19 protein-coding genes and 1 tRNA gene are annotated in these 22,491 nt (G+C 34.4%); 7 read left to right on the top strand and 13 right to left on the bottom strand.

Annotated features, from left to right (window positions below; translation table 11 throughout):
• The first annotated feature begins 110 nt into the window (after positions 1-110).
• The 3 genes from QLS31_RS06085 (at position 111) to QLS31_RS06075 (ending at position 3,435) form a co-directional block, all read left to right on the top strand.
• On the top strand, positions 111-503 hold the full coding sequence (locus QLS31_RS06085) for a DUF423 domain-containing protein (protein ID WP_282743113.1): 393 nt from the start codon (positions 111-113) through the stop codon (positions 501-503).
• A 75-nt stretch (positions 504-578) separates the two neighbouring features.
• Complete coding sequence (pckA, locus tag QLS31_RS06080) at positions 579-2,180, top strand: phosphoenolpyruvate carboxykinase (ATP) (protein ID WP_282743112.1); 1,602 nt, start codon at positions 579-581, stop codon at positions 2,178-2,180.
• A 154-nt stretch (positions 2,181-2,334) separates the two neighbouring features.
• Positions 2,335-3,435, top strand: a complete 1,101-nt coding sequence (locus QLS31_RS06075; RefSeq protein WP_282743111.1) for a DUF4407 domain-containing protein — start codon at positions 2,335-2,337, stop codon at positions 3,433-3,435.
• A gap of 69 nt (positions 3,436-3,504) precedes the next feature.
• Here the strand turns inward: QLS31_RS06075 and QLS31_RS06070 are convergent, their stop codons facing one another.
• From QLS31_RS06070 to ruvC, 7 genes are all read right to left on the bottom strand, one after another.
• On the bottom strand, positions 3,505-4,215 hold the full coding sequence (locus QLS31_RS06070; RefSeq protein WP_282743110.1) for a PH domain-containing protein: 711 nt from the start codon (positions 4,213-4,215) through the stop codon (positions 3,505-3,507).
• Between the two features lie 69 nt (positions 4,216-4,284).
• Positions 4,285-4,656, bottom strand: a complete 372-nt coding sequence (locus QLS31_RS06065; RefSeq protein WP_282717565.1) for an MmcQ/YjbR family DNA-binding protein — start codon at positions 4,654-4,656, stop codon at positions 4,285-4,287.
• On the bottom strand, positions 4,657-5,448 hold the full coding sequence (locus QLS31_RS06060; RefSeq protein ID WP_282743109.1) for a cyclase family protein: 792 nt from the start codon (positions 5,446-5,448) through the stop codon (positions 4,657-4,659).
• Positions 5,449-5,619: 171 nt separating this feature from the next.
• Positions 5,620-5,997 carry a GxxExxY protein gene (locus QLS31_RS06055; RefSeq protein WP_099713708.1) on the bottom strand — a complete coding sequence of 126 codons (378 nt, stop codon included), beginning with the start codon at positions 5,995-5,997 and terminating at the stop codon, positions 5,620-5,622.
• Positions 5,998-6,053: 56 nt separating this feature from the next.
• The gene (gene hemW, locus QLS31_RS06050; RefSeq protein WP_282743108.1) at positions 6,054-7,187 is read right to left on the bottom strand and encodes a radical SAM family heme chaperone HemW; all 1,134 of its coding nucleotides are present in this window, start codon (positions 7,185-7,187) and stop codon (positions 6,054-6,056) included.
• Complete coding sequence (locus tag QLS31_RS06045; protein ID WP_282743107.1) at positions 7,184-9,403, bottom strand: P-loop NTPase fold protein; 2,220 nt, start codon at positions 9,401-9,403, stop codon at positions 7,184-7,186. The genes hemW and QLS31_RS06045 overlap by 4 nt, the downstream gene beginning before the upstream one ends.
• Positions 9,404-9,408: 5 nt before the next feature.
• Positions 9,409-9,963 carry a crossover junction endodeoxyribonuclease RuvC gene (gene ruvC, locus QLS31_RS06040; RefSeq protein WP_282743106.1) on the bottom strand — a complete coding sequence of 185 codons (555 nt, stop codon included), beginning with the start codon at positions 9,961-9,963 and terminating at the stop codon, positions 9,409-9,411.
• Positions 9,964-10,018: 55 nt separating this feature from the next.
• Between ruvC and QLS31_RS06035 the strand changes: the two genes are divergently transcribed.
• Both QLS31_RS06035 and QLS31_RS06030 read left to right on the top strand, forming a co-directional pair.
• Positions 10,019-10,963, top strand: a complete 945-nt coding sequence (locus tag QLS31_RS06035) for a hypothetical protein (protein WP_282743105.1) — start codon at positions 10,019-10,021, stop codon at positions 10,961-10,963.
• Positions 10,960-12,057 carry a glycosyltransferase gene (locus tag QLS31_RS06030; protein WP_282743104.1) on the top strand — a complete coding sequence of 366 codons (1,098 nt, stop codon included), beginning with the start codon at positions 10,960-10,962 and terminating at the stop codon, positions 12,055-12,057. The genes QLS31_RS06035 and QLS31_RS06030 overlap by 4 nt, the downstream gene beginning before the upstream one ends.
• A 102-nt stretch (positions 12,058-12,159) precedes the next feature.
• Here the strand turns inward: QLS31_RS06030 and QLS31_RS06025 are convergent, their stop codons facing one another.
• Both QLS31_RS06025 and QLS31_RS06020 read right to left on the bottom strand, forming a co-directional pair.
• Entirely contained in the window at positions 12,160-12,636 is a 477-nt protein-coding gene (locus QLS31_RS06025; protein WP_282743103.1) for a hypothetical protein, read from the bottom strand.
• 42 nt (positions 12,637-12,678) lie between these two features.
• The gene (locus QLS31_RS06020) at positions 12,679-13,068 is read right to left on the bottom strand and encodes a hypothetical protein (RefSeq protein WP_099713712.1); all 390 of its coding nucleotides are present in this window, start codon (positions 13,066-13,068) and stop codon (positions 12,679-12,681) included.
• A 51-nt stretch (positions 13,069-13,119) separates the two neighbouring features.
• Here QLS31_RS06020 and QLS31_RS06015 point away from each other — a divergent pair, with 51 nt between their 5' ends.
• Positions 13,120-13,620 carry a DUF456 domain-containing protein gene (locus QLS31_RS06015; protein ID WP_282743102.1) on the top strand — a complete coding sequence of 167 codons (501 nt, stop codon included), beginning with the start codon at positions 13,120-13,122 and terminating at the stop codon, positions 13,618-13,620.
• A gap of 331 nt (positions 13,621-13,951) precedes the next feature.
• Here QLS31_RS06015 and QLS31_RS06010 read toward each other — a convergent pair.
• From QLS31_RS06010 to dnaE, 4 genes are all read right to left on the bottom strand, one after another.
• Positions 13,952-14,025, bottom strand: a tRNA-Asp gene (locus tag QLS31_RS06010).
• An 86-nt stretch (positions 14,026-14,111) separates the two neighbouring features.
• On the bottom strand, positions 14,112-15,038 hold the full coding sequence (locus tag QLS31_RS06005) for a DUF58 domain-containing protein (RefSeq protein WP_282743101.1): 927 nt from the start codon (positions 15,036-15,038) through the stop codon (positions 14,112-14,114).
• 224 nt (positions 15,039-15,262) lie between these two features.
• Positions 15,263-15,580 carry a thioredoxin gene (gene trxA / locus QLS31_RS06000; protein WP_099713717.1) on the bottom strand — a complete coding sequence of 106 codons (318 nt, stop codon included), beginning with the start codon at positions 15,578-15,580 and terminating at the stop codon, positions 15,263-15,265.
• Positions 15,581-15,836: 256 nt separating this feature from the next.
• Positions 15,837-20,381 (bottom strand): DNA polymerase III subunit alpha, encoded by a 4,545-nt coding sequence (gene dnaE / locus QLS31_RS05995; protein WP_282743100.1) that lies wholly within the window; start codon positions 20,379-20,381, stop codon positions 15,837-15,839.
• Positions 20,382-21,024: 643 nt separating this feature from the next.
• On the opposite strand from dnaE, the gene leuC reads away from it, so the two are divergent.
• A complete protein-coding gene (gene leuC / locus QLS31_RS05990) occupies positions 21,025-22,419 on the top strand; it encodes a 3-isopropylmalate dehydratase large subunit (protein ID WP_282743099.1) in 1,395 nt (464 codons plus the stop codon).
• Positions 22,420-22,491 lie beyond the last annotated feature (72 nt).

The raw sequence follows: 22,491 nt of genomic DNA, 5'->3' as shown, positions 1-22,491 counted from the left end.
GTGAGTTGTAAAACCTGATTTATTATCAATCTACAACTAAAAAAGTATCTTATAAAACGTTTTTAATTTAAAGAGATATCAGATACTTTTGCAATAAAAACAACACTAACATGGACAAAAGGATACTTTCAACAGGAGCTATTTTAGGAATGATTGCTATAATTCTTGGTGCTTTTGGCGCACATGCCCTAAAAAAAGTACTGTCTATTGAACAATTATCTACATTTGAAACCGCAGTACGCTATCAAATGTACCATGCGCTATTTTTATTGTTTTTTGGACTAATGAAAGATATCCCTCAAAAAACAAAAAAAGTAATCTATTTTTTAGTTCTTTTTGGAGTAATTTTATTCTCTGGGTCTATTTATCTATTAGCGACAAACGACCTTACTTCTTTTGATTTTAAAATTATAGGATTCGTTACTCCTATTGGCGGACTCCTATTAATACTGGGCTGGGGCGTTTTATTGATGAATATTATGAATAAAAAATCACAAAATTAGAAGAATCAAAGGCTATCTAAAATATAATTTCTACTTTTGCAGTCTATAAAAAAGAAACTACACAACAATAAATTTATGGACAATAACACGCTTTTCTCGCAATCGATTTCGTTAAAAGAATTAGGAATTGAAAATGCAAAAATTCATTACCAGTTATCCCCTGAAGAATTACACGACATAACAATAAAATTAGGTCAAGGAATTGAAAGCTCAACCGGTGCATTAGCAGTAAATACAGGCGAATATACTGGCCGTTCTCCTCAAGACCGATATATAGTAAAAGACAGCATCAGTGAAAATCAAGTTTGGTGGGGAAAAGTAAATATCCCTTTTGAATCAGATGCTTTTGAAGCACTTTATAATAAAGTAACCTCCTATTTGTCCAACAAAGAGGTTTATGTAAGAGATTCATACGTATGTTCTGATCCAAATTACAGATTAAATATTCGCGTAATCACAGAAACTCCTTGGGCAAATTTATTTTGTTACAATATGTTTTTGAGACCAGAAATGGACGAATTAGCAAACTTCGACCCAGAATGGACTTTACTTTGCGTGCCTAGCTTTATGGCAGATCCTGCTATAGACGGAACGCGTCAAAGCAATTTTGCAATTCTTGACTTTACTCGAAAAGTAGTTTTGATAGGCGGAACCGGTTACACAGGTGAAATGAAAAAAGGGATTTTCTCTGCATTGAATTTCATTTTACCAGTTTTCAAAAACACGTTACCAATGCACTGTAGTGCCAATGTTGGAAAAGACGGAGATACTGCTATTTTCTTTGGATTATCAGGAACTGGAAAAACAACTTTATCTGCGGATCCAAACAGAAAATTAATTGGTGATGATGAGCATGGCTGGACTAATGAAAATACAGTTTTCAACTTTGAAGGCGGTTGTTATGCAAAAGTCATCAACCTTTCTGAAGAAAACGAACCAGATATTTTTAGAGCTATAAAAAAAGGAGCAATCCTAGAAAATGTAGTCCTAAATAAAGACACTAATGAAGTTGATTTTGAAGATATTTCAATCACACAAAACACCAGAGTAAGCTATCCTATTTACCACATTGATAACATTCAGCCAGGTTCTATTGGGAAAAATCCAAAGAATATATTTTTCTTAACTGCCGATTCATTTGGAATATTGCCTCCAATCTCTAAACTTACTCCGGGGCAGGCTGCATACCACTTTATTTCTGGTTACACGGCAAAAGTTGCTGGTACAGAAGCTGGAATTACAGAACCTCAGCCTAATTTTTCGGCTTGTTTTGGCGCACCATTTATGCCTTTGCACCCAACAAAATATGCTGAAATGTTGAGTAAAAAAATGAAAGATGCCAATGTAAAAGTTTGGCTAATCAATACGGGTTGGACAGGCGGTCCTTACGGTATAGGAAGTCGAATGAAATTAAAATACACACGTGCTATGATTACCGCTGCATTAAATGGAGAATTAGACGATGTGTCTTACGAAAATCACAAAGTATTTGGAATTGCAAAACCGCAAACCTGTCCAAATGTTCCTAGTGAAATATTAAATCCAAGAAATACCTGGGAAGACCCTGAACTATACGATAAAAAAGCGGCTGAATTAGCTCAAAAATTTAAAGCTAACTTCGCCAAATTCGAAGAATTTGCCAACGCCGAAATTATGGCAGGAGCACCATTAGCTTAAGTTAATATTAATTCAAAACCAATAGAGCCGTTCGTAAAGAGCGGCTCTATTTTTATATATAAAAATCGGTAATTAAAAACATATCAACTATTTATACCAATATTGATTTTTTGGCGTTAAATTTGTAATCATCAATCAATCAAAAAAATCAATCATGTTAAAACAATTTTTTATCCTTTGTTCTGGAGCCGACAAAGACCTTCTTGAAGGCTGTTCCGAAGGCGAACAAACCAAATACGTCGGTATTGGCGCCACTGTTTTCTTCACCGCCGTCATGGCTTTTCTTGCCAGTTCTTACGCACTATTTACCGTTTTTGACAGTATATATCCCGCAATCGCTTTTGGTATCGTTTGGAGTTTACTTATTTTTAATTTGGACCGTTTTATTGTTTCCACTATTCGAAAAAGAGACCAATTTGGAAGTGAATTTCTGCAGGCAACTCCCCGAATTATTTTAGCGGTAATCATTGCAATAGTGATCTCAAAACCATTGGAAATTAAAATTTTCGAAAAGGAAATCAATACCGTTTTATTGAAAGAGAAAAATGCCATGGCTTTGAATAACAAAAAGGAAGTGGCGAATTATTTCAAGTCCGATTTAGACAAGAACAAAGCTGAAATAGCAGGTTTGAAATCGGAAATTACTAAGAAAGAAAAAGAAGTTAATACACTTTATGAAACGTATATCACAGAGGCCGAAGGAACTGCAGGAACCAAAAAATTAGGTAAAGGGCCGGTTTTTAAAGAAAAAATTGCCAAACATGATTTGGCCAAAAAAGAATTGGACACCTTACAAAAAACCAACTTGGCTAAAATTGCTGAAATGGAGAAAAACACTAAAACGCTGCAAACCGATTTAGACAAGAAAGTTACCGAAACACAGCTTATTATTGATGGATTTGACGGTTTAATGGCACGAATCAATGCCTTGGATAAATTACCTTGGCTGCCTTCGTTTTTTATTATGCTCTTGTTTTTAGCCATTGAAACTTCTCCTATTATTGCCAAATTACTTTCTCCAAAAGGTGAATACGATTATAAATTAGAAGATTTAGAAACGGCTTTAAAAGCTACAATTGAACAAGACAAATACCAACGCACGTTGCTAGTAAAAACAAGTGCAACGATGCACGATAAAGTCTACGGAGACATTGCTGATGATAAGAAATTATATGATTTGCAACGAAAAAATGCTACTGATTTATTAGAATTACAATCCAATAATTTTGTAGAAAAACAGAAAAGAACTTTATAATAAAAACAAAACCCGACTACTATCAGTGTCGGGTTTTTTATTATTTATTCCTTAGCGCTCTTTACGAAACTACATATGACTCAAAATTTCTTTTTTGAAAGCATCATATTCGCCTTGTAAAATCAATCCGTTGTCCAATAATTTTTTATAATTCTGTAGTTTTTCAAAAAGTTCGTCTTGAGATAAATCACTTAAAGATTTGTCTTTTGGGCTTGTTGAAATGGCTTCGAATTCCTGATTTTCAGCAGTGAAATTTGGTTGTAAAATTGGCATTATTTCAGCAAAACTAGTCACTTCTTCCGTTTCCATTTCCTCAATAATTTCAACCTCTTCCATTGGAGCAGCCGGAACTTCATCCATCATGGTTGCGTTTAATACAGACCCAACTTTCAGTATATCCAATTGTTCTTTGGCATACGTAAAAATCTTTCTAGCCTGAATTTTAGGAATATAATCAATAGAAACTTCCATATTAGTTCTGGTTGTAAAAGAAAACTCTGAACCCAGAATATTTTCTTTCACAAAAGTTCCTTCAATCTCGTCCCAAGTATAATCAATAAAATTCATTGAAAGTCCCAGATTTTTTGGTTGACAAATGATAATTCTCTTATTCGTCATCACAATACTATCCGGTAAAACGGTAATCGCTGGTTTTTTTTGAACAGCAATATATCCGATTTCTTCATTTTTCATCAATAAATCACTCAATTTTGAAGCGATTTTTTCAATAGCTTTTGGGTCTTGTTCTTCGTTTAAAAACTTCTTAAATTGTTCTTTCATATGATATGCTGAATTTATTTCAGTATGTGTTTGTAATTTTTATTCTGAATTCTTTCGCAAAAGTAATGCCTAATTTTCTAATTCTTGAATTTCACTCTGCAATTTCTTTGTTAAACTTTTGAAAACCAATTCATAGGAATGATCAATCAACTCCTTGACAAGCACATCTGGAACTGATGCATTTATCGCAATTGTATTCCAATGGGTTTTACTCATATGAAAACCCGGCTGAATGTCATCGTATTCAGCGCGTAATTCCTGGGCGTGCTCCGGATCACATTTCAAATTGACTGACGGTTGTCCTTTTTCCCATTGACTTAAAGACGACAATGCAAACATTTTTCCACCCACTTTAAATACCAATGTATCTTCGTCAAAAGGAAAATGTTCCGTCACTCCTTTTTTAGACAAGCAATATTCGTAATATGTTTCTAAGTTCATTTATGAAATTATTTTTTCATCATTTAAAATAGCATACAAAACTGGCTTGCTAGGACTCGCATCATTCTCAAAAGATGCGATTTGTAAATTCAGCAAATAATTGCCGTCTTTCACTTTGTCAGAAACAAAAATCATTTCCGTAATCGTACAATCCAATCGTGCATCAGTATTCAGATTGTTAACATCTTTTACATTCCAAAATGCTTTGTGTGCCAATAATTTTCCATCATCTTTTTCTTTATCGACACTTGGCAAATCAATCAATAAATGCTGAATTCCGCTTTCGCGAATGAAACGTGCAGCATCTTCCTCCAGAAAAGGCGGGTTCGTATTGGAATATTTTAAAGATTTTTTTATTTTAAAATTCGGAAGCGTTCTAATAATTATGGCTTCTCTTGGAATACCTAACTTCAATGTCAAATCGAGCGCAGTCGAGATGCTATCCAAAGTAATCACCAAATCTTCTCCTTGTATTTCCGGCACAACCGAAATCAATTCTGCCAAAAAGAAAAACTGTTTCAACGACTGATTAATACTGTAAAATTCTCGTGTAATGTGCCCCAGACATTCGGTGTGCGTTCCATGTCCGTGTGGATTGAAGAAAATATTATTAAAATTAGTAGACGATTTTCCCTCAGAAACTTTCCCTATCCAATCTCCAAAAACAACCGGTTCAATTACTGGCTTGTCAATGTACCAAGCAATTGGATTCTCGTCTGTATTTGTCAACGGAATCGAAATATCAATGGGTTTTGATAGGTTGACTTCGAAATTGTTGATTTTTGCTTTCATAGTTTTTTTACCGCAAAGGTCGCAAAGGTTTACGCAAGGCTCGCAAAGTCAAATTTAAAGATTAATTTCCACGCCTTTTGACAAATAGACGACGAAATTGTTGATTTTTACTTTCATATTTTTTTTACTGCAAATGACGCAAAGATTTGCGTAAGGCTCACAAAATCATGATTAAAGATTATTTACAATTCGTTTTATTCCATCTTTTATCAAAACAACATTAAAATTTATAAGTAAACCTAGCTTACAATCAGTCAATTTCAGATACGTTAATAATTGAGCAAAATGAATATCATTTAAAGCATCCACCGATTTTATTTCTAAAATCAATTTATCCTCAACAATAATGTCAATTCGGTAACCAATCTCTAATTTTACTTCTTCATATACCAAAGGCAAGGATTTTTGTTTTACAACATTCAAACCCAATTTCTTTAGTTCATAATATAGACATTCTTCATAGGCGCTCTCTAATAATCCCGGTCCAAGTCCCTTATGGACTCTCAAAGCACAATCAAATACAATTCTTGATAATTCATTTTCAGTCATACTAATAAATCTTTGTGAACTTTGCGTAAACCTTTGCGAACCTTGCGGTTAAATAATTATTCCAAATTTAAATAAAATAAATCTGATGCAATTCCATCTGTCAAAAACTTTCCTTTCGGTGTTGGTTTCAAGATATTGTTTTCGATAAAAACTAAATCATCATTAAGAAACTTCTGTACTTGTTTATTTAGATAGTCCAAATATTCATCCCCAAATTCCGTTTTTATTCTATCCAAAGAAACGCCCCAAATCGTTCGCAAACCTGTCATAACATATTCGTTACATCGGTCAGCTGTCGAAAGAATTTCTATTTCATTGGGCAATTTGTCTTCTTGAATAGATTTTAAATAAAGAGAATTATTCGACACATTCCAACTTCTCGAAACGCCATCATAACTATGTGCCGAAGGACCAATTCCAATGTATTTTTTCCCCAACCAATACGCTGAATTGTTCTTGGAAAAATAATTAGCCTTTCCAAAATTTGACAATTCATAATGAATAAAATCATTGGCTTCAAGCGTTTCGACCAAAATAGCAAAATGTTCTTGGGCAACTTCGTCTTTAGGCGCGGCAATTTTTCCGGTTTGTATCAGTTTATTCAAAGCGGTTTTTGGCTCTACCGTCAAAGCATAACTCGAAATATGCGGAATCCCAAAAGACAGTGCTGTTTCAATGTTTTGTTTCCATTTTTCGTTACTCATTCTCGGAATTCCATAAATCAAATCGAGGGAAATATTGTCAAAATATTTGGTAGCTTCTTCCAAACATTTTTTGGCTTCCGCCGAATTATGAGCGCGGTTCATCAATTGTAAATCTTCTTCAAAAAAAGACTGAATCCCAATGCTTAATCGGTTAATTTTACTTTTAGACAATTCAATTATTCGTTCGCTTGACAAATCATCAGGATTGGCTTCCAGTGTGATTTCGGGATTTTCAATCACAGAATAATTGCTATAAACTGCAGCAATCAAAAAATTAATTTCTTCAGAAGTTAAAACACTTGGCGTTCCTCCACCAAAATAAATGGTTTCGACATCTTCATTTTCAAACTCACTTTTGCGCATTTGAATTTCTTTGGCAATAGCCAAAACCATTTCTTCTTTCTTCTTCATGGAAGTCGAAAAATGGAAGTCGCAGTAATGACACGCCTGTTTGCAAAAAGGGATATGAATATAGATTCCGCTCATGGTTTAATTTTTCCAAAAGCTGCAAGATATAATTCTTGTTCTTTTAATTCTTGTTCTTTTTTATACCAATAAATAAATTGCTTAATATTGAATTCTAATGTTGACTCATCATAATTATCAAATTCAAATTTACTAATATCAACAGTTTCAATCATTTTGTTATCAAATTCTTGAATTTTAGAAAAAAGAAAATCTGAATTGATGATTTCTCCCATATAATCATACTTCTCTTTTGACAAAGCCCCAAACTTCTTGCCATTAAATATTACTGAAAAGTTTCTTATTAAATGTTTTATATTATCGATATTAGTAAGGCTTTTGTCAATATAGTCTTTAAACACTTCAGGCTCATATTTATGCCAAAAATCCAAAAACCATCTATTCAATATTTTTTCAGAATCTTTGTAGAAAGCAATTTCGTCACCTAATCGCTCTTTTGATTTTTTAAGAAAAAGAAGTTCTATATTTTTTTTAAATGATTTTTTTTCATCAAAAGAAATTATAAAATTTAAAAGCTGATCTAAATCGGATAAATTATTAGCTAATTCAATAGTGATTTTTTCATTATTGTTTTCTTTATCATCATTTAATTGTCTGCCTATTAATTTTATTATTCTTGACCTATAATCCTGTTCAAACATATCTTTTTGAGTTTCTGGAATTACATCAATATTTTTGAATAAAAAATCAAATAAAAAATTTCTATTTTCAATTATGTTCATTGATTTTATAACATTCTCAAGGCTATATAAAGACTTTTGATTTTCAATTTTTTTTGAAAATAATTCTTTAATACTTATTAATAAATCAGAAGATTTTTTATTAATTATTTGCTCTTTGAGTTTTAAAAGGTTTGTGTTTTTCACCTTCCTCTCAGTATGATATGAAAAATATTTGTCAAAATGCAAAGTAGAATTAATATTTAGATTCGTATCATAAACAAATTTCATTCCTTGTCCTATATTATTTTGATTTGGAAATAGCAAATCGACAATCCACTTATATTCTTCAAATTCCTTTATTAACTTTTCCCTTGTTCCTTTCAAATACTCACCGCGATTAACAGTTTTACCAGCGTCCATATCAAACTTATCATTAAAATCAATAATTTCATTTTGACCAGTAAAAAAACTTTCTGAATCAGATGAATTATACGATTTTATTTTATCATATAGTTTCACGTTTTTAATTTTAAGCCACTCTATCCAAAATAAATCTCTTAAATTTATTTCATCTCCCAATGAAAATGCACCTATAAAAAAACCGTTTAACACTCTTATGATTTCTCTAGGCGATTTGAAAAATTGTGCTGAAAAACCTTGTTTAATTTCATCAACTTCATTTTTTCTGCTTTCAAAATCATTAAAAACAAGCAGGTTAATCAACTTGCTAAATTTTGTTTCAAAGAAAAATTGTAAATCTTCATTCTCAATCTTTGGTAAATTAATAGGTATATTAATGATTTTTTCCAAAAACAACTTTCCATCTAAAATTTCGTCACCATACCTATGTTTTATTGCCTTTGCTACTTGTTCACTATCTAGATTAACTATAAAAATAAAATTATCAAAGTTAGCGTTTAACTTAATTAATTTTAAAATAGTATAAATCTCTTCTTTATCCAACCTATCTAAATCATCGATAAAAACGACAACTTTAAAATTGACTTTCTTTATTGCTTCATTTACTTTATCTTTTAATGAATCAAGTGTTAATTTATCACCTTCCAAATCCTCTCCTAAAGCTTGAAAAATCTCATTAACATCAAACGAAACTTTGCTATTAAAAATTTTTGGAATTCCAACAGTCGCAGAAATTTTTATAGCTTTTAAGTATTTACTATACTTTGAAATCCATTTACCAACTTCTTGAAGATTTGTATTTTCCTTTACATAAATTTTTTTTGATAGTGAGTCAAAAAAATCGAATAACATCTCATCTTCACTGGAATATCTCCAAGGATTGAAATGAAATTTTAAATATTCTTTATCTCCTTCTTTTTTTTCAAAGTGATCAATTTTATTTTCGATTAAATTTAAAAATGAAGTTTTACCTTCTCCCCATTTCCCATAAATACCTATAGTAATAGGTTCTGTATTACCAGAATTTAATTGAATTAATTTTTGAACTTTTTCAGCATAATGTTTAAAATTAAACAAATCTTCTTCAGGTTTATTTATCGCATTATCCCCCAAAAAATGTATACTATCTGACATAAATTCTACTTTTTAATTCTATTTTCATTATTCTTCACAAAAGCATCCCAACCAGTATAACTTTTGGCACCAACCACTTTTCCGGAATTGAAAAAATGACAAACTGCAGCTGCCAATCCATCGGTACTGTCAAGATTTTTAGGTAATTCTTTCAGTCCTAAAAGTTGTTGAAGCATTTTGGCAACTTGCTCTTTACTGGCGTTTCCGTTTCCGGTAATCGCCATTTTTATTTTCTTAGGCTCATATTCAGTTATAGGAATATCTCTCGAAAGTCCCGCTGCCATTGCTACACCTTGCGCACGTCCTAACTTCAGCATCGACTGTACGTTTTTACCAAAGAAAGGTGCTTCAATTGCAATTTCATCTGGATTGTGCGTATCAATCAACTCAATCGTGCGTTCAAAAATGATTTTCAGTTTTTGATAATGATTGTCGTATTTGGATAATTGCAACTCATTTAATTGCAAAAATTCCATTTTTTTATTGACAATTTTTATCAATCCAAAACCCATAATCGTTGTTCCTGGGTCAATTCCTAATATGATGCGTTCGTTTGACAAAAGATTTGTTTAAAGTTTAAAGTTCGAAGTTCAAAGTTTTCGTTTCTTTGTAACAATGATTACAATTCCACACAAAACTAAGCAATTCCTCGTACTTCTAATCAAACTTTTGATTGTGGGCGGTGCGTTTTATTTTATTTACAATCAATTGGCCAATAACGACAAACTGGATTGGCAAAAATTCATTGTTTTATTCCAGAAAAACCAGTCCATTGGCGGAATAGCGTTTATTTTGTTATTGAGTGTTTTGAATCGGTTTTTTGAAATATTGAAATGGCAAAACTTAGTTGGATTTATCCATAAAATATCTTTGGGCGAAGCAACAAAACAAGTCCTTGGTGCATTAACCGCGGGACTTTTCACGCCAAACGGCGTGGGCGAATATGCCGGAAAAGCATTGTTTTTTGATAAATCAAACACTAAAAAAGTGATTTTCTTGAACCTGATTTGCAACGGAATCCAAATGATATTGACCGTTATTTTTGGAATTTTCGGGTTGTTGTATTTCAATGCACAATACAATGTGATTACTACAAAAACCGTTATGATTCTGTTTGGAATTTGTTTTTTGGCATTTGGAATCTTGTTTTCTTTGAAAAAAATAAACATTAAGGGCTATTCTATTGAAAAACTGATTCATAAAATCAATGAAATCCCAAAAACTATTCATCAAAAAAATATCTTTTTAGGCATTTGTCGTTTTCTGGTTTTTTCGCACCAATATTACTTTTTGTTCCTGGCTTTTGATGTTGACTTACCATATTTAATAGCCATTGCCACGATTACAAGCGTTTATTTCCTAGCTTCCTCTTTGCCTACTTTTCAGTTTTTGGACTTTGCTGTAAAAGGAAGTGTGGCTGTATATTTCTTCGGAATTCTTGGCGTAAACGAATGGATAGTAATTTTTATAACCACACTTATGTGGTTTCTGAATGTAGTTCTGCCGGTAATAATTGGCAGTTATTATGTTTTGAATTTTAAAACTAAAAATCCAATATGATTTTTGTTTTATACTTCGTAATAATCCTGTATTGCGTTGCGATTGCCTTCTTGATTTATGGTTTCACCAAAGTAAATGCTATTGATTATATTGGCTTAACGCCAAAAACAAAATTCTCGATTATTGTTCCTTTCCGGAATGAAGCCGAAAATTTACCCATTCTATTAGAGAGTTTGTCGAAGTTGAATTATCCAATGGAATTGTTCGAAGTGATTTTGGTTGATGATTTTTCTGAAGAAGCGTTTAAAATTCCAAGTTTAAAGTTTAAAGTTTCGGTTATAAATAACGACAGAGTTACGAATTCGCCCAAGAAAGATGCGATTGTAACCGCAATGCAAATTGTAAATACGGACTGGATTATCACCACCGATGCCGATTGTACAATAAATACAAACTGGCTATTGACCTTGGACAATTATATTCAGCTTCATGATGTTGCTATGATTGCCGGAGCGGTAACGTATGATTGTAGCAATTCATTTTTGCATCATTTCCAGCAGTTGGATTTGTCGAGTTTACAAGGAGCAACAATTGGAAGTTTTGGAATCAACAAAGGGTTTATGTGTAATGGCGCCAACTTTGCGTATACCAAATCGTTTTTTAAAAAGCTGAACGGTTTCGAAGGAAACGATGGAATTGCCAGCGGTGATGATGTTTTCTTGTTGCAAAAAGCGACTGCCCAGTTTCCTAAAAAAGTTCATTATCTAAAATCTCAAAATACAATTATCACTACAAAACCATTAAACGATTGGAAATCGTTGTTTTATCAGCGCGTACGTTGGGCATCCAAAACAAGTTCGTATCAAAGTTCTTTCGGAAAAGGATTGGGGCTGTTAGTATTTGCGGGAAATCTGAGTTGGCTTTTCGTTCTTGGTTTTTGGGTCTTCGGTTTAACTGCTTTTCAGAATGTCTTTTTATTATTTACTTTGAAGTTTTCAGTTGATACCGTTTTGATTTACAAAGCCAATGAATTTTTAACCAAAACCAAAATACAGTATTTGATTTTGAGCAGTTTGTTCTATCCTTTTTTTAGTGTGAGCGTAGCTTTGTATTCTTTGTTTGGAAAATACGAATGGAAAGGGAGAAAATTTTAACTTACACTAATGCCCTAGCCCAGATGGAAACGGCATCCTTTTTCTTTTTTTCTTTAAAAAAGAAAAAGATACAGTGAACAGCTGGAAGCAGCTCCAGAAAAACTACTCTACTTTTAGAATAACCGGAAGTATAAATTGGGTTTTTACGGGAATTCCGCGTTTTATGGCGGGGTTAATTTTTGGGAAATCAACCAAACGTGCTTTAAGAATACTGTCAATTTTGATTTTGTCGTAGGCAACCGAATCTTTTGGAAATTGAGGCTCGAATTGTATGGTCGCATTTGGAAAAACAGTAACCTTTACTTCAATCGTATCCAGTTCAGGATAGAGAATCGAGAGGGTGTCAACGCTCAATTTCTCTTGAATCAGCAACGTTAAAACTTCGAAAAAACACTGTTGACGCTGTTTTTTATTCTCTGTTTTTTCACAATCCACTACCGATGGGTATTCATCGACTTCTTTCCAGTTGATTGATTTCAGTTCCTTTTGCAACAATTCCTTTTCCGAAGGAATTTGCTTGTCAAAGTATTGACAGGAATTAAAAAATATAAATACTAAAAAGAGGTAATACTGCTTCAAGGTTTTGTTTTTGAATTGGACTAATATTCTATAAAAATACAATTATTTTTTTGGAGAGGCCTTCGAAAGCAAATAATCTTCATAGTTTTCAGCAAACCATTTCTTTTTGTTTTCGGCGGCGACTTCTTTTTGATCCGGATACAAAGCTGCCAATCTATCTGAAAAAATAGCAATCTGAATGGTGTATTTATAGAATTCCTCTTTTGTCAATACTAAATTTGGATTTGATTTTTTATCGGAAAACTCAAAAAAAAGCCTGTCAAACTCTTTCATCGAAAAATTTAATACTTTTACTCTATTCTCGTTGTAAATAGCCTCCTTTAAAATCATATCGTTGCTTTTTACAATTTTTTCCTGAGCATTTACGGCACAAAAAGAAAAAGTAAAAAAGAAGATAATCGAAAATGAAACTATTAATTTAATATCTTTCATAAGCTGGCCAGGTGTTACTTTTGTGTTTTCAAAATTACTAAAAATAAATTTATGGATGTACTGCTTTTGGTTCTTGGTTTCATGTGTGTTATTTTGGGCATTTTTGGTAGTTTTTTACCCGTTTTACCCGGACCCAGCATCAGTTGGGTTGGATTGGCATTACTTTATTTTACGAATGCTGTTCCAGCAAATTATTGGATTTTAGGAATTGCATTGTTAGTCACTGTTATCATATCGGTTTTAGATTACGTGATTCCGGCTAAAGGAACCAAGAGATTTGGCGGAAGCTCTTATGGCGTCTGGGGAACTAACCTCGGTCTGATTATTGGAATTCTTGCTCCTATCCCTTTTGGGTTCATTATCGGTCCTTTTGTTGGCGCGCTAATAGGAGAACTTATTTATGATTTTAAAGACCGCAATCGGGCTTTGAAAGCAGCCGCAGGTTCCTTTATAGGTTTTCTGGCTTCCAGCTTTATGAAATTTGTGGTTTGCGTAATGTATTTGGGTTTGTTTGTATGGACTGTCTGGAACTATAAATCCGAGTTGTTTTAATGTATCATTAGCTTTTAAGAACTATATCTAAAAGAAAAAGCCTTTCAGTTACGAAAAGCTTCTTATTACTAGTCTCGTTTTTGGAACGAGAGGACTCGAACCTGTCTCGTCCCAAAAGACGAGATGACAGGCATGTATTCTAACCAACTGAACTACCAAACCAGCTTCTTTTTAAATCAAAAAAGCTATCCACAAAAGTGGAAAGCTTTTCATTGGTCTAACTACTAAACCCGCTACGAGTTACAAATTCGTAGCAAACAACACAACTAACTTTAGATACTTTATAGGGGCAAAAAAGCCTTTCTGTTACGAAAGGCTTTCCCCAATATTGCGGTCTGGACGGGACTCGAACCCGCGACCCCATGCGTGACAGGCATGTATTCTAACCAACTGAACTACCAAACCTCTGCGTTATTGCGGTGGCAAAGATACAATAGATTTCCGTTTACACAAGCGTTTTTTGAAAAAATAATTGATAAATTTTAACCTTATTATCCAAAGTTTTGTTTTTCAACCAAGTATGTCATTAAAATTTTTTCAAAACTTTCCCCAACACTTACCGGAATGTACTTTATTCGATTTTGTGAGCAGGTCAAAGCGAGTTTCTTAAAGTAACTTTCTGTCTGTTTTTCGTATTCTTCTTTGACATTATCGGCAAAAACCGCTACTTCTTCTCCCGTTTCCACATCAATAAACTTCCTTGGAGCATTATCAAAGTCAAAATTTAACTCTGTTTTGTTATCGACAACATGAAACAAGACCACTTTATGCTTGTTGTGTTTCAAATGTTGTAGCGCATTGAACAACGCTTCTTCATTACCGGACTGAAACATATCCGTAAACAAGACAATCATCGAACGGCGGTGAATCTTCTCGGCTATTTGATGCAAAAATGTAATTGTATCAGTACTTTTCTTAGTTGCAGGTTTCTGTAAAAGCCCTTCGAGTGTATTTAAGATCATTCGATGATGGCGATCACTGCCTTTTTCAGGCGCATAGTACTCATATGTATCCGAAAACACACTTACTCCCACAGCATCGCGTTGCTTCTTTAAAAGATTCATTAAAACCGCTGAAGCCAAAACCGAAAAGCCAATCTTATTCTCAAAAAATTGCTGACCGCCTTTTAGTTTCGGATAATGCATTGATGAGGAATTATCAATAATAAGATGACACCGCAAATTAGTTTCTTCCTCAAATCGTTTGGTGTACAAACGATCCGTTTTGGCAAACAATTTCCAATCAATGTGTTTGGTACTTTCGCCAACATTATAGACTTTATGCTCCGCAAATTCTGCCGAAAATCCATGAAACGGACTTTTATGCATTCCTGAAATAAAACCTTCCACAACCTGATTAGCCAGCAATTCAAGATGCTGAAAACTGGAAATTTTTTCTATTTGCGATTCGATTTTCATATTCCAAATATATTAAAAGATTGAACGATTTAAAAATTTAAAGATTGAAAAGAAAATAGAACCACCTTTGATTCACTAATTTTAAAATCATTTTTAATCTGTTAATCTGCATTGTTTTTTATATGCCTGATTGAAACGCGGTAAATCCCACAAAAAAAGGCTTGACTTTCGCCAAACCTTTTTTTTGAATCTTTTCAGATTCTATATAAATCATAATCTACCGATTACAACAAAGCGTCTAAACTATCAGCGTAAGTTTGTTTAGGAGCAACTCCTACTTGTTTCCCTACTACTTCTCCGTTATGAAAAACCAATACTGTTGGAATATTTCTCACTCCGTATTTTGCAGCAAATTCTTGGTTTGCATCAACGTCTACTTTACCTACGACTACTTTACCATCGTATTCAGCACTTAATTCGTCAATGATTGGCCCTACCATTCTACAAGGTCCACACCATGCTGCCCAAAAATCCACCATTACCGGTTTGTCTGATTTCAAAACTACTTCTTCAAAAGTAGCATCTGTTATTGCTAATGCCATATTTATTTTTATTTAAGTTTATCGTTTGAATATTTAAAGTCTCAAACTCGAGTACAAATTTAGAAATTAAAAACTAATCAAACGCCATTCATAAATTAGTTTTGACTATTAATATATCGTCAATTCTTATCACTCCATTTCAACCCATTTAGGATTGCAATAATCAGGAGCTACTTCCCGCTGTACGCTGTATCTTTCCTTGTCTAAAGAAAACAAGGAAAGGATGCCGCTTCCATCAGGGCTAAGGCATTCTGCTCTAATTCAACTTAAAATTAATCTGCATTTTTTCCAGTTCCACTAACAATTCATTCGAAATCTTGATTTTTAGTTTTCTGCTGGCCATGGTTAGTTTGGTCACCACTTTTATTTCTTCGACTTCTTCTACTTTTTCTTCAGTACTTGTTTCCGGAATTTCGAGAGTTTCCATTTCAGAATCTTCATTTTCATCGACAAAAGCTACTTCTTCATTTTCTATCTCAACAGGAGCAACAGCAACGAGTTTCTTCGTTTTCTCTAACTCCATGATTTCAAAAGTCACTGTATTATCTCCTTTATTATCCTGAAAAAGATGGCTTAATCTATGAATAAAATCAGCTTCCAAATCTGCAATATTCAAAAGCACAACTAATTTTCTAGCAAAGGTTTCTAATACATCCTGCAATTGTTTTACTTCTACAAATTGCAATCTTGGTTCCCCTTTTTTACCAGTATCACGGTCAGTCCAGCCTTCTTTTACCAACACTTTCATGAACGTAAAATTATTTTGAATAAAGAAATGACGAAACTTTAGATACTCCTCCCCAAAAATTCTAAACTCATAACTTTCGTCATAACCCTCCAGAGTAAACATACCCCAGCCTTTTCCATTTTTCGCTACACGGTGTTGCACATTATTGATAATTCCTCCAAATGCCAGGTTTTTACTGACATGCAATTCCATATTTTTAAGTGCTTCAAGCTTGGCATTACAAAAATATTTCATTTCAAATTTATAATCATCCAGCGGATGTCCCGAGATGTAAATACCAACAACCTCTTTTTCTTTTGCGAGTTTTTCCATCGTGCTCCAATCCTCGCAAGGCGGCACAATAGGTTCTGCGATTTGCACTTCACTGGTATCTCCAAACAAACTTACTTGAGAGGAATTCTCATTCTCCTGAAACTTCGATCCATACCGAATCGCTTTTTCATAAAAAGTAATCCCATCACCATCATCATGAAAATATTGCGCTCTCGTGGTCCCTAAAAACGAATCAAATCCTCCGGCCAAAGCCAGATTTTCCAATGCTTTTTTATTCGCCGCACGCAAATCAATACGTTTGGTCAAATCAAAAATCGATTTGTATTTTCCATCTTTTCTATTTTCAACAATTGTTGCCACAGCTCCGGAACCAACTCCTTTTATCGCTCCCATTCCAAAACGTACCGCGTAATTATCATTTACGGTAAATTTATAAAACGACTCATTCACATCAGGTCCTAAAACTTGCAGTCCCATTCGCTTACATTCCTCCATAAAAAACGAAACCTGCTTGATATCATTCATGTTATTCGAAAGCACCGCAGCCATATATTCAGCAGGATAATTCGCTTTCAAATAGGCCGTTTGGTACGCAATCCAAGCATAACAAGTCGAGTGCGATTTATTAAATGCATATTCAGCAAAAGCTTTCCAGTCATTCCAAATCTTCTCTAACTTGTCTTTGGCATGTCCTTTTGCCATCGCTTGCGAAATGAATTTTGGCTCCATTTTAGCCAAAACATCAATCATTTTTTTTCCCATCGCTTTACGCAAAACATCGGCATCCCCTTTCGAGAAATCCGCCAGTTTCTGGGACAAAAGCATTACCTGCTCTTGGTAAACGGTAATTCCGTAGGTATCTTTCAGCAATTCTTCGCAGTCATCCAAATCATATTCGATTGGCTCTTCCCCGTTTTTTCGTTTAATAAAACTCGGGATATAGGCAATCGGTCCCGGACGATACAAAGCATTCATGGCAATCAAATCAGGAAATACTGTCGGCTTCAATTCCTTCATGTATTTCTGCATTCCCGGACTCTCATATTGGAAAATCCCTACTGTTTCTCCTCGTTGAAAAAGCTCATACGTCTTCAAATCATCAATTGGAAACTCATCGGGATTCAGGTCTATTCCAGTTCTGTATTTTACTAATTTGACGGTATCTTTTATCAGGGTTAGGGTTTTCAAACCCAAGAAGTCCATCTTCAACAAACCTGCACTTTCCACCACCGAGTTATCAAATTGAGTCACATACAAATCCGAATCTTTGGCGGTAGCCACAGGAACAAAATTGGTGATGTCGCTTGGCGTAATAATCACACCACAAGCGTGAATCCCTGTATTTCTTAGATTTCCTTCTAAAACTTTGGCTTGCTGAATGGTTTCTCCACCCAAATCACCTTCATTCGCAAGACCTATTAATTCCTTTATTTTATCATATTCTTCGGGACGAACCGCCTTCTTAATCAGGTTTTCATCTTCATTCAAAAAGCGCGCTAAATTCCACTTGGACGGCATCATTCCCGGAATCAATTTTGCAATTTTATCCGCTTCGAATAAAGGTAAATCCAGTACACGAGCCGTATCACGAATCGCTGATTTTGTTGCCATTTTACCATAGGTGATAATCTGCGCCACCTGTTTCGAACCGTATTTCCTGATCACATAATCCATTACACTACTTCGCCCTTCATCATCAAAATCGATATCAATATCGGGTAGTGACACACGATCCGGATTCAGGAAACGCTCAAAAAGCAGGTTGTACATCAACGGATCAATATTGGTTATTTTCAAACAATATGCCACTACCGATCCTGCCGCAGAACCCCTTCCCGGCCCTACAGAAACTCCCATACTTCTCGCCTCGGCAATTAAATCCTGTACAATCAGAAAATAACCCGGATAACCGGAATTAGATATCGTCAATAATTCAAAATCCAATCGTTCTTGAATTTCTTCGGTAATTACAGGATATCGTCTTCGGGCTCCTTCAAAAGTAAGATGCCTCAAATACGCATTTTCTCCTCGTACACCACCGTCTTTTTCATCTTCAGGATCATTAAATTCTGTTGGGATTTCAAATTTTGGAAGCAAAACTTCACGAGCCAAATCGAAAATTTCAATTTTATCCACAATCTCCGAAAGATTCGAAATAGCCTCCGGTAAATCCGCAAAAAGCTGCTTCATTTCGTCTCCCGACTTGAAATAATATTCCTGATTAGGCAATCCATAACGATAGCCACGACCACGACCTATTGGTGTTGTCTGCTTTTCGCCATCACGCACACAAAGCAAAATATCATGTGCATTTGAATTTGCCTTGTCTATATAAAAGGTGTTGTTTGTCGCAATAATCTTGACATCATGTTTTCTGGCCAATGAAATCAAAGACGCATTCACTCGATTTTCATCTTCCTGATTGTGACGCATCACTTCAATGTAAAAATCTTCCTTGAACTCGTTTTTCCACCAAAGCAAAGCTTCTTCAGCTTGGTTTTTACCAATATTTAAAATCTTATTTGGTATTTCACCATAAAGATTTCCGGACAAAACAATAATATCTTCTTTGAATTCCTGAATGACTTTCCTGTCGATTCTTGGCACATAATAAAACCCTTCCGTATAAGCGATGGAAGACATTTTAGCCAAATTATGATAGCCTTTTTTGGTCTTCGCCAAAAGTACTATTTGGTATCCATTATCCTTAACCGACTTATTTTTATGGTCTTCACAAACAAAAAATTCACAACCTACTATTGGTTTCATCGGAACTTCGGTAGGCTCTTCACCATTTTCGATTGCCGCTTTATTCTTGGCTTCAGCCGCCTTATTATGGTATAAAATATCACGGACAAAATGAAAAGCACCCATCAAATTCGCATGATCCGTCATGGCAACCGCAGGCATTTTTTGTTGTGCCGCCGCTTTTACCAATGCCGCAATGCTAATCGTAGATTGTAACACCGAAAACTGCGTATGATTGTGCAAATGCACAAAAGGCGCATCAATAAGTACTTTTTTATTCTCAGAAAGTTCTGCTCTTGAAACGGCTGGTGCTTGTTTTTCGCCAAACTGCTGACGGATTTTATCAGAAGCTTCCTTGAGATTGATATGTTTTAAACCAATGAGCTTAATCTCGCTTGGATTCTTACTTTGAAAGTCTTGAAAATAACTTGCTGGAACATCCAGTTCCTCTTTTGTGAAAACATCACGACGAATTAACTCCAAGAAACAACGTGTAGTTGCCTCGACATCGGCAGTAGCGTTGTGCGCTTCACCGAAAGGTTTGTTAAAAAGATACGAGTGTAATTCCGTCAACGTAGGCAACTTGAATTTTCCTCCTCGACCACCCGGCAATTTCAATAAAGATGCGGTTACTTCTGTACAGGTATCTAAAATAGGCATCGAACTCATTTGGCTTTCAACGCCCATTCTATAAAACTCACAACCCATAATATTGATGTCAAAACCTAAATTCTGACCTACAATAAATTTAGCTTTGCCTAAAGCAATATTGAATTTTTCTAAAACTTCCGCTAACGAAATACCATCGGCTTCGGCCAATTCAGTCGAAATACCGTGAATTCGTTCCGCGTCATACGGAATATTAAAACCTTCGGGTTTTACCAAATAATCTTGATGCTCGATGAGTTTTCCCATATTATCGTGCAACTGCCAAGCGATTTGAATACAACGCGGCCAGTTATCCGTATCTGAAATGGGAGCGCCCCAACGCTTTGGTAATCCTGTAGTTTCGGTATCGAATATTAAGTACATATCTGGATTTGAAGTGTTTGTGATTTTAAAAAATCGCAAAAAATGAATTTCAAATTTAGTTTTTTTTAGGGTAGAATAGAAGTAAGTTATTAACAAAAAACAAATTTATTTTCCAGTACTATTCTCCTATTAAAACTACAATCACTTTCAACAAATCAGCTTGATAGTATCTTGTTAAAAAGATAAAAAGAGTCCGTAATGATTTTTTGGATGTCGTAGTATTTCATCAAAAAAAAATACTGAAATACAACTAAAAAATATGCCATTAACTAAGAAAATCACATCGAAAAACAGTCTCAATAAAAGTAAAATAGTGAATTTAAAATTAAAAAATAGTTGACTTTAATTCCGTTTAATTAGATATTCATAAATATAATAGCTTTTTAAAAGCTTTTTTTATCGATTCTACAAATATCAAAAACAGCAAGAAATTGATTTTTTATCGTCTCTAAATAAAGAATCACACTTATAAAAAAGAAACCCAAAAGATAAAAATCAGCAAAGAAATTCACTAATACGATTTTGGGTATCGTATATAATGCAATATTAAAAAATAAAGACTTGATTCTTTTTTTAGTTTTGCTTTCATTGTTATCATCTTAGCCAACTTGGCTATAAAAAAATACATTAAAAACATATTAAAATGAGTACTACATTATTTGACAAAGTATGGGATTCGCACGTGGTGCGTAAAATTGAAGATGGACCAGACGTGTTTTTTATTGACCGTCATTTCATCCATGAAGTTACTAGTCCTGTAGCTTTTTTAGGTTTAAAAGAAAGAGGTATTACAGTTTTATACCCTGAGCGCACTTTTGCAACTGCCGATCACAATACACCAACAATAAACCAACACTTACCTGTTGCTGATCCTTTATCCGCCAATCAATTAAAAGCATTGGAAGACAACGCAGCAGAATATGGCATTTCTCACTGGGGATTAGGTCATCAAAAAAATGGAATCGTACACGTAGTAGGTCCTGAAAACGGAATTACTTTACCGGGTGCAACTATTGTTTGTGGAGATTCTCATACTTCTACGCATGGTGCTTTTGGAGCTATTGCTTTTGGTATCGGAACTTCTGAGGTTGAAATGGTGATGGCGACACAATGTATCATGCAACCGAAACCAAAGAAAATGCGTATCAACGTAAATGGTGAGTTGAGTAAAGGTGTGGGTCCAAAAGACGTTGCACTTTATATTATTTCTCAATTAACTACTTCTGGAGGTACAGGATATTTTGCAGAATATGCAGGAGATGTTTTCGAAAACATGTCTATGGAAGGTCGCATGACGGTTTGTAACTTGAGTATTGAAATGGGTGCTCGTGGTGGTATGATTGCTCCTGACCAAAAAACATTTGATTTCCTAGAAGGAAGATTATACGCTCCAAAAGGTGAAGCTTGGACAAAAGCAGTTGCATATTGGAAAACGTTAAAAACGGATGCTGATGCTATTTTTGATGCAGAATTAAACATCAATGCTGCAGATATTGAACCAATGATTACTTACGGTACGAACCCTGGAATGGGAATTGGTATCTCAAAAAATATTCCAAACGCCAACCAAGTAGAAGGTGGCGCCGAAACATATAAAAAATCTTTAGCCTACATGGGCTTTGAAGAAAATGACGTAATGATTGGGAAACCAATTGATTTTGTTTTCTTGGGAAGTTGTACCAATGGTAGAATTGAAGATTTCAGAGCTTTTACAGAAATTGTAAAAGGAAGAAAAAAAGCAGATAATGTTACCGCTTGGTTAGTTCCAGGCTCTCACGTAGTGGAAGCTCAGATTAAAGAAGAAGGATTGTTAGATATTCTTACTGAAGCTGGTTTTGTATTGCGTCAGCCAGGCTGTTCGGCTTGTTTAGCGATGAACGATGATAAAGTTCCTGCCGGAAAATATGCAGTAAGCACATCCAACAGAAACTTCGAAGGTCGTCAAGGTCCCGGTTCAAGAACATTATTAGCAAGCCCAATTATGGCCGCAGCAGCAGCAGTTACCGGAAAACTAACAGATCCTAGAGATTTATTTTAAAAGATTTCAGAATGTAGATTAACGATTTTTGACCCGAGCTTCAGCGAATTGGCGTAGCATTTCAGATTTCGT

It is taken from the genome of Flavobacterium sp. XS2P24 (assembly GCF_030010285.1).
GTDB lineage: Bacteria > Bacteroidota > Bacteroidia > Flavobacteriales > Flavobacteriaceae > Flavobacterium > Flavobacterium algoritolerans.
The sequence above is the reverse complement of the archived record's forward strand: the minus strand, read 5'-3'. Positions and strand labels throughout refer to the sequence as shown.

What these genes read in the sequence shown, in the direction of transcription:
- QLS31_RS06085 (WP_282743113.1), top strand. Translation starts at nt 111, where the DNA reads ATGGACAAAAGGATACTTTCAACAGGAGCTATTTTAGGAATGATTGCT.
- pckA (WP_282743112.1), top strand. Translation starts at nt 579, where the DNA reads ATGGACAATAACACGCTTTTCTCGCAATCGATTTCGTTAAAAGAATTA.
- QLS31_RS06075 (WP_282743111.1), top strand. Translation starts at nt 2,335, where the DNA reads ATGTTAAAACAATTTTTTATCCTTTGTTCTGGAGCCGACAAAGACCTT.
- QLS31_RS06070 (WP_282743110.1), bottom strand. Translation starts at nt 4,215, where the DNA reads ATGAAAGAACAATTTAAGAAGTTTTTAAACGAAGAACAAGACCCAAAA.
- QLS31_RS06065 (WP_282717565.1), bottom strand. Translation starts at nt 4,656, where the DNA reads ATGAACTTAGAAACATATTACGAATATTGCTTGTCTAAAAAAGGAGTG.
- QLS31_RS06060 (WP_282743109.1), bottom strand. Translation starts at nt 5,448, where the DNA reads ATGAAAGCAAAAATCAACAATTTCGAAGTCAACCTATCAAAACCCATT.
- QLS31_RS06055 (WP_099713708.1), bottom strand. Translation starts at nt 5,997, where the DNA reads ATGACTGAAAATGAATTATCAAGAATTGTATTTGATTGTGCTTTGAGA.
- hemW (WP_282743108.1), bottom strand. Translation starts at nt 7,187, where the DNA reads ATGAGCGGAATCTATATTCATATCCCTTTTTGCAAACAGGCGTGTCAT.
- QLS31_RS06045 (WP_282743107.1), bottom strand. Translation starts at nt 9,403, where the DNA reads ATGTCAGATAGTATACATTTTTTGGGGGATAATGCGATAAATAAACCT.
- QLS31_RS06035 (WP_282743105.1), top strand. Translation starts at nt 10,019, where the DNA reads ATGATTACAATTCCACACAAAACTAAGCAATTCCTCGTACTTCTAATC.
- QLS31_RS06030 (WP_282743104.1), top strand. Translation starts at nt 10,960, where the DNA reads ATGATTTTTGTTTTATACTTCGTAATAATCCTGTATTGCGTTGCGATT.
- QLS31_RS06020 (WP_099713712.1), bottom strand. Translation starts at nt 13,068, where the DNA reads ATGAAAGATATTAAATTAATAGTTTCATTTTCGATTATCTTCTTTTTT.
- QLS31_RS06015 (WP_282743102.1), top strand. Translation starts at nt 13,120, where the DNA reads ATGGATGTACTGCTTTTGGTTCTTGGTTTCATGTGTGTTATTTTGGGC.
- QLS31_RS06005 (WP_282743101.1), bottom strand. Translation starts at nt 15,038, where the DNA reads ATGAAAATCGAATCGCAAATAGAAAAAATTTCCAGTTTTCAGCATCTT.
- trxA (WP_099713717.1), bottom strand. Translation starts at nt 15,580, where the DNA reads ATGGCATTAGCAATAACAGATGCTACTTTTGAAGAAGTAGTTTTGAAA.
- dnaE (WP_282743100.1), bottom strand. Translation starts at nt 20,381, where the DNA reads ATGTACTTAATATTCGATACCGAAACTACAGGATTACCAAAGCGTTGG.
- leuC (WP_282743099.1), top strand. Translation starts at nt 21,025, where the DNA reads ATGAGTACTACATTATTTGACAAAGTATGGGATTCGCACGTGGTGCGT.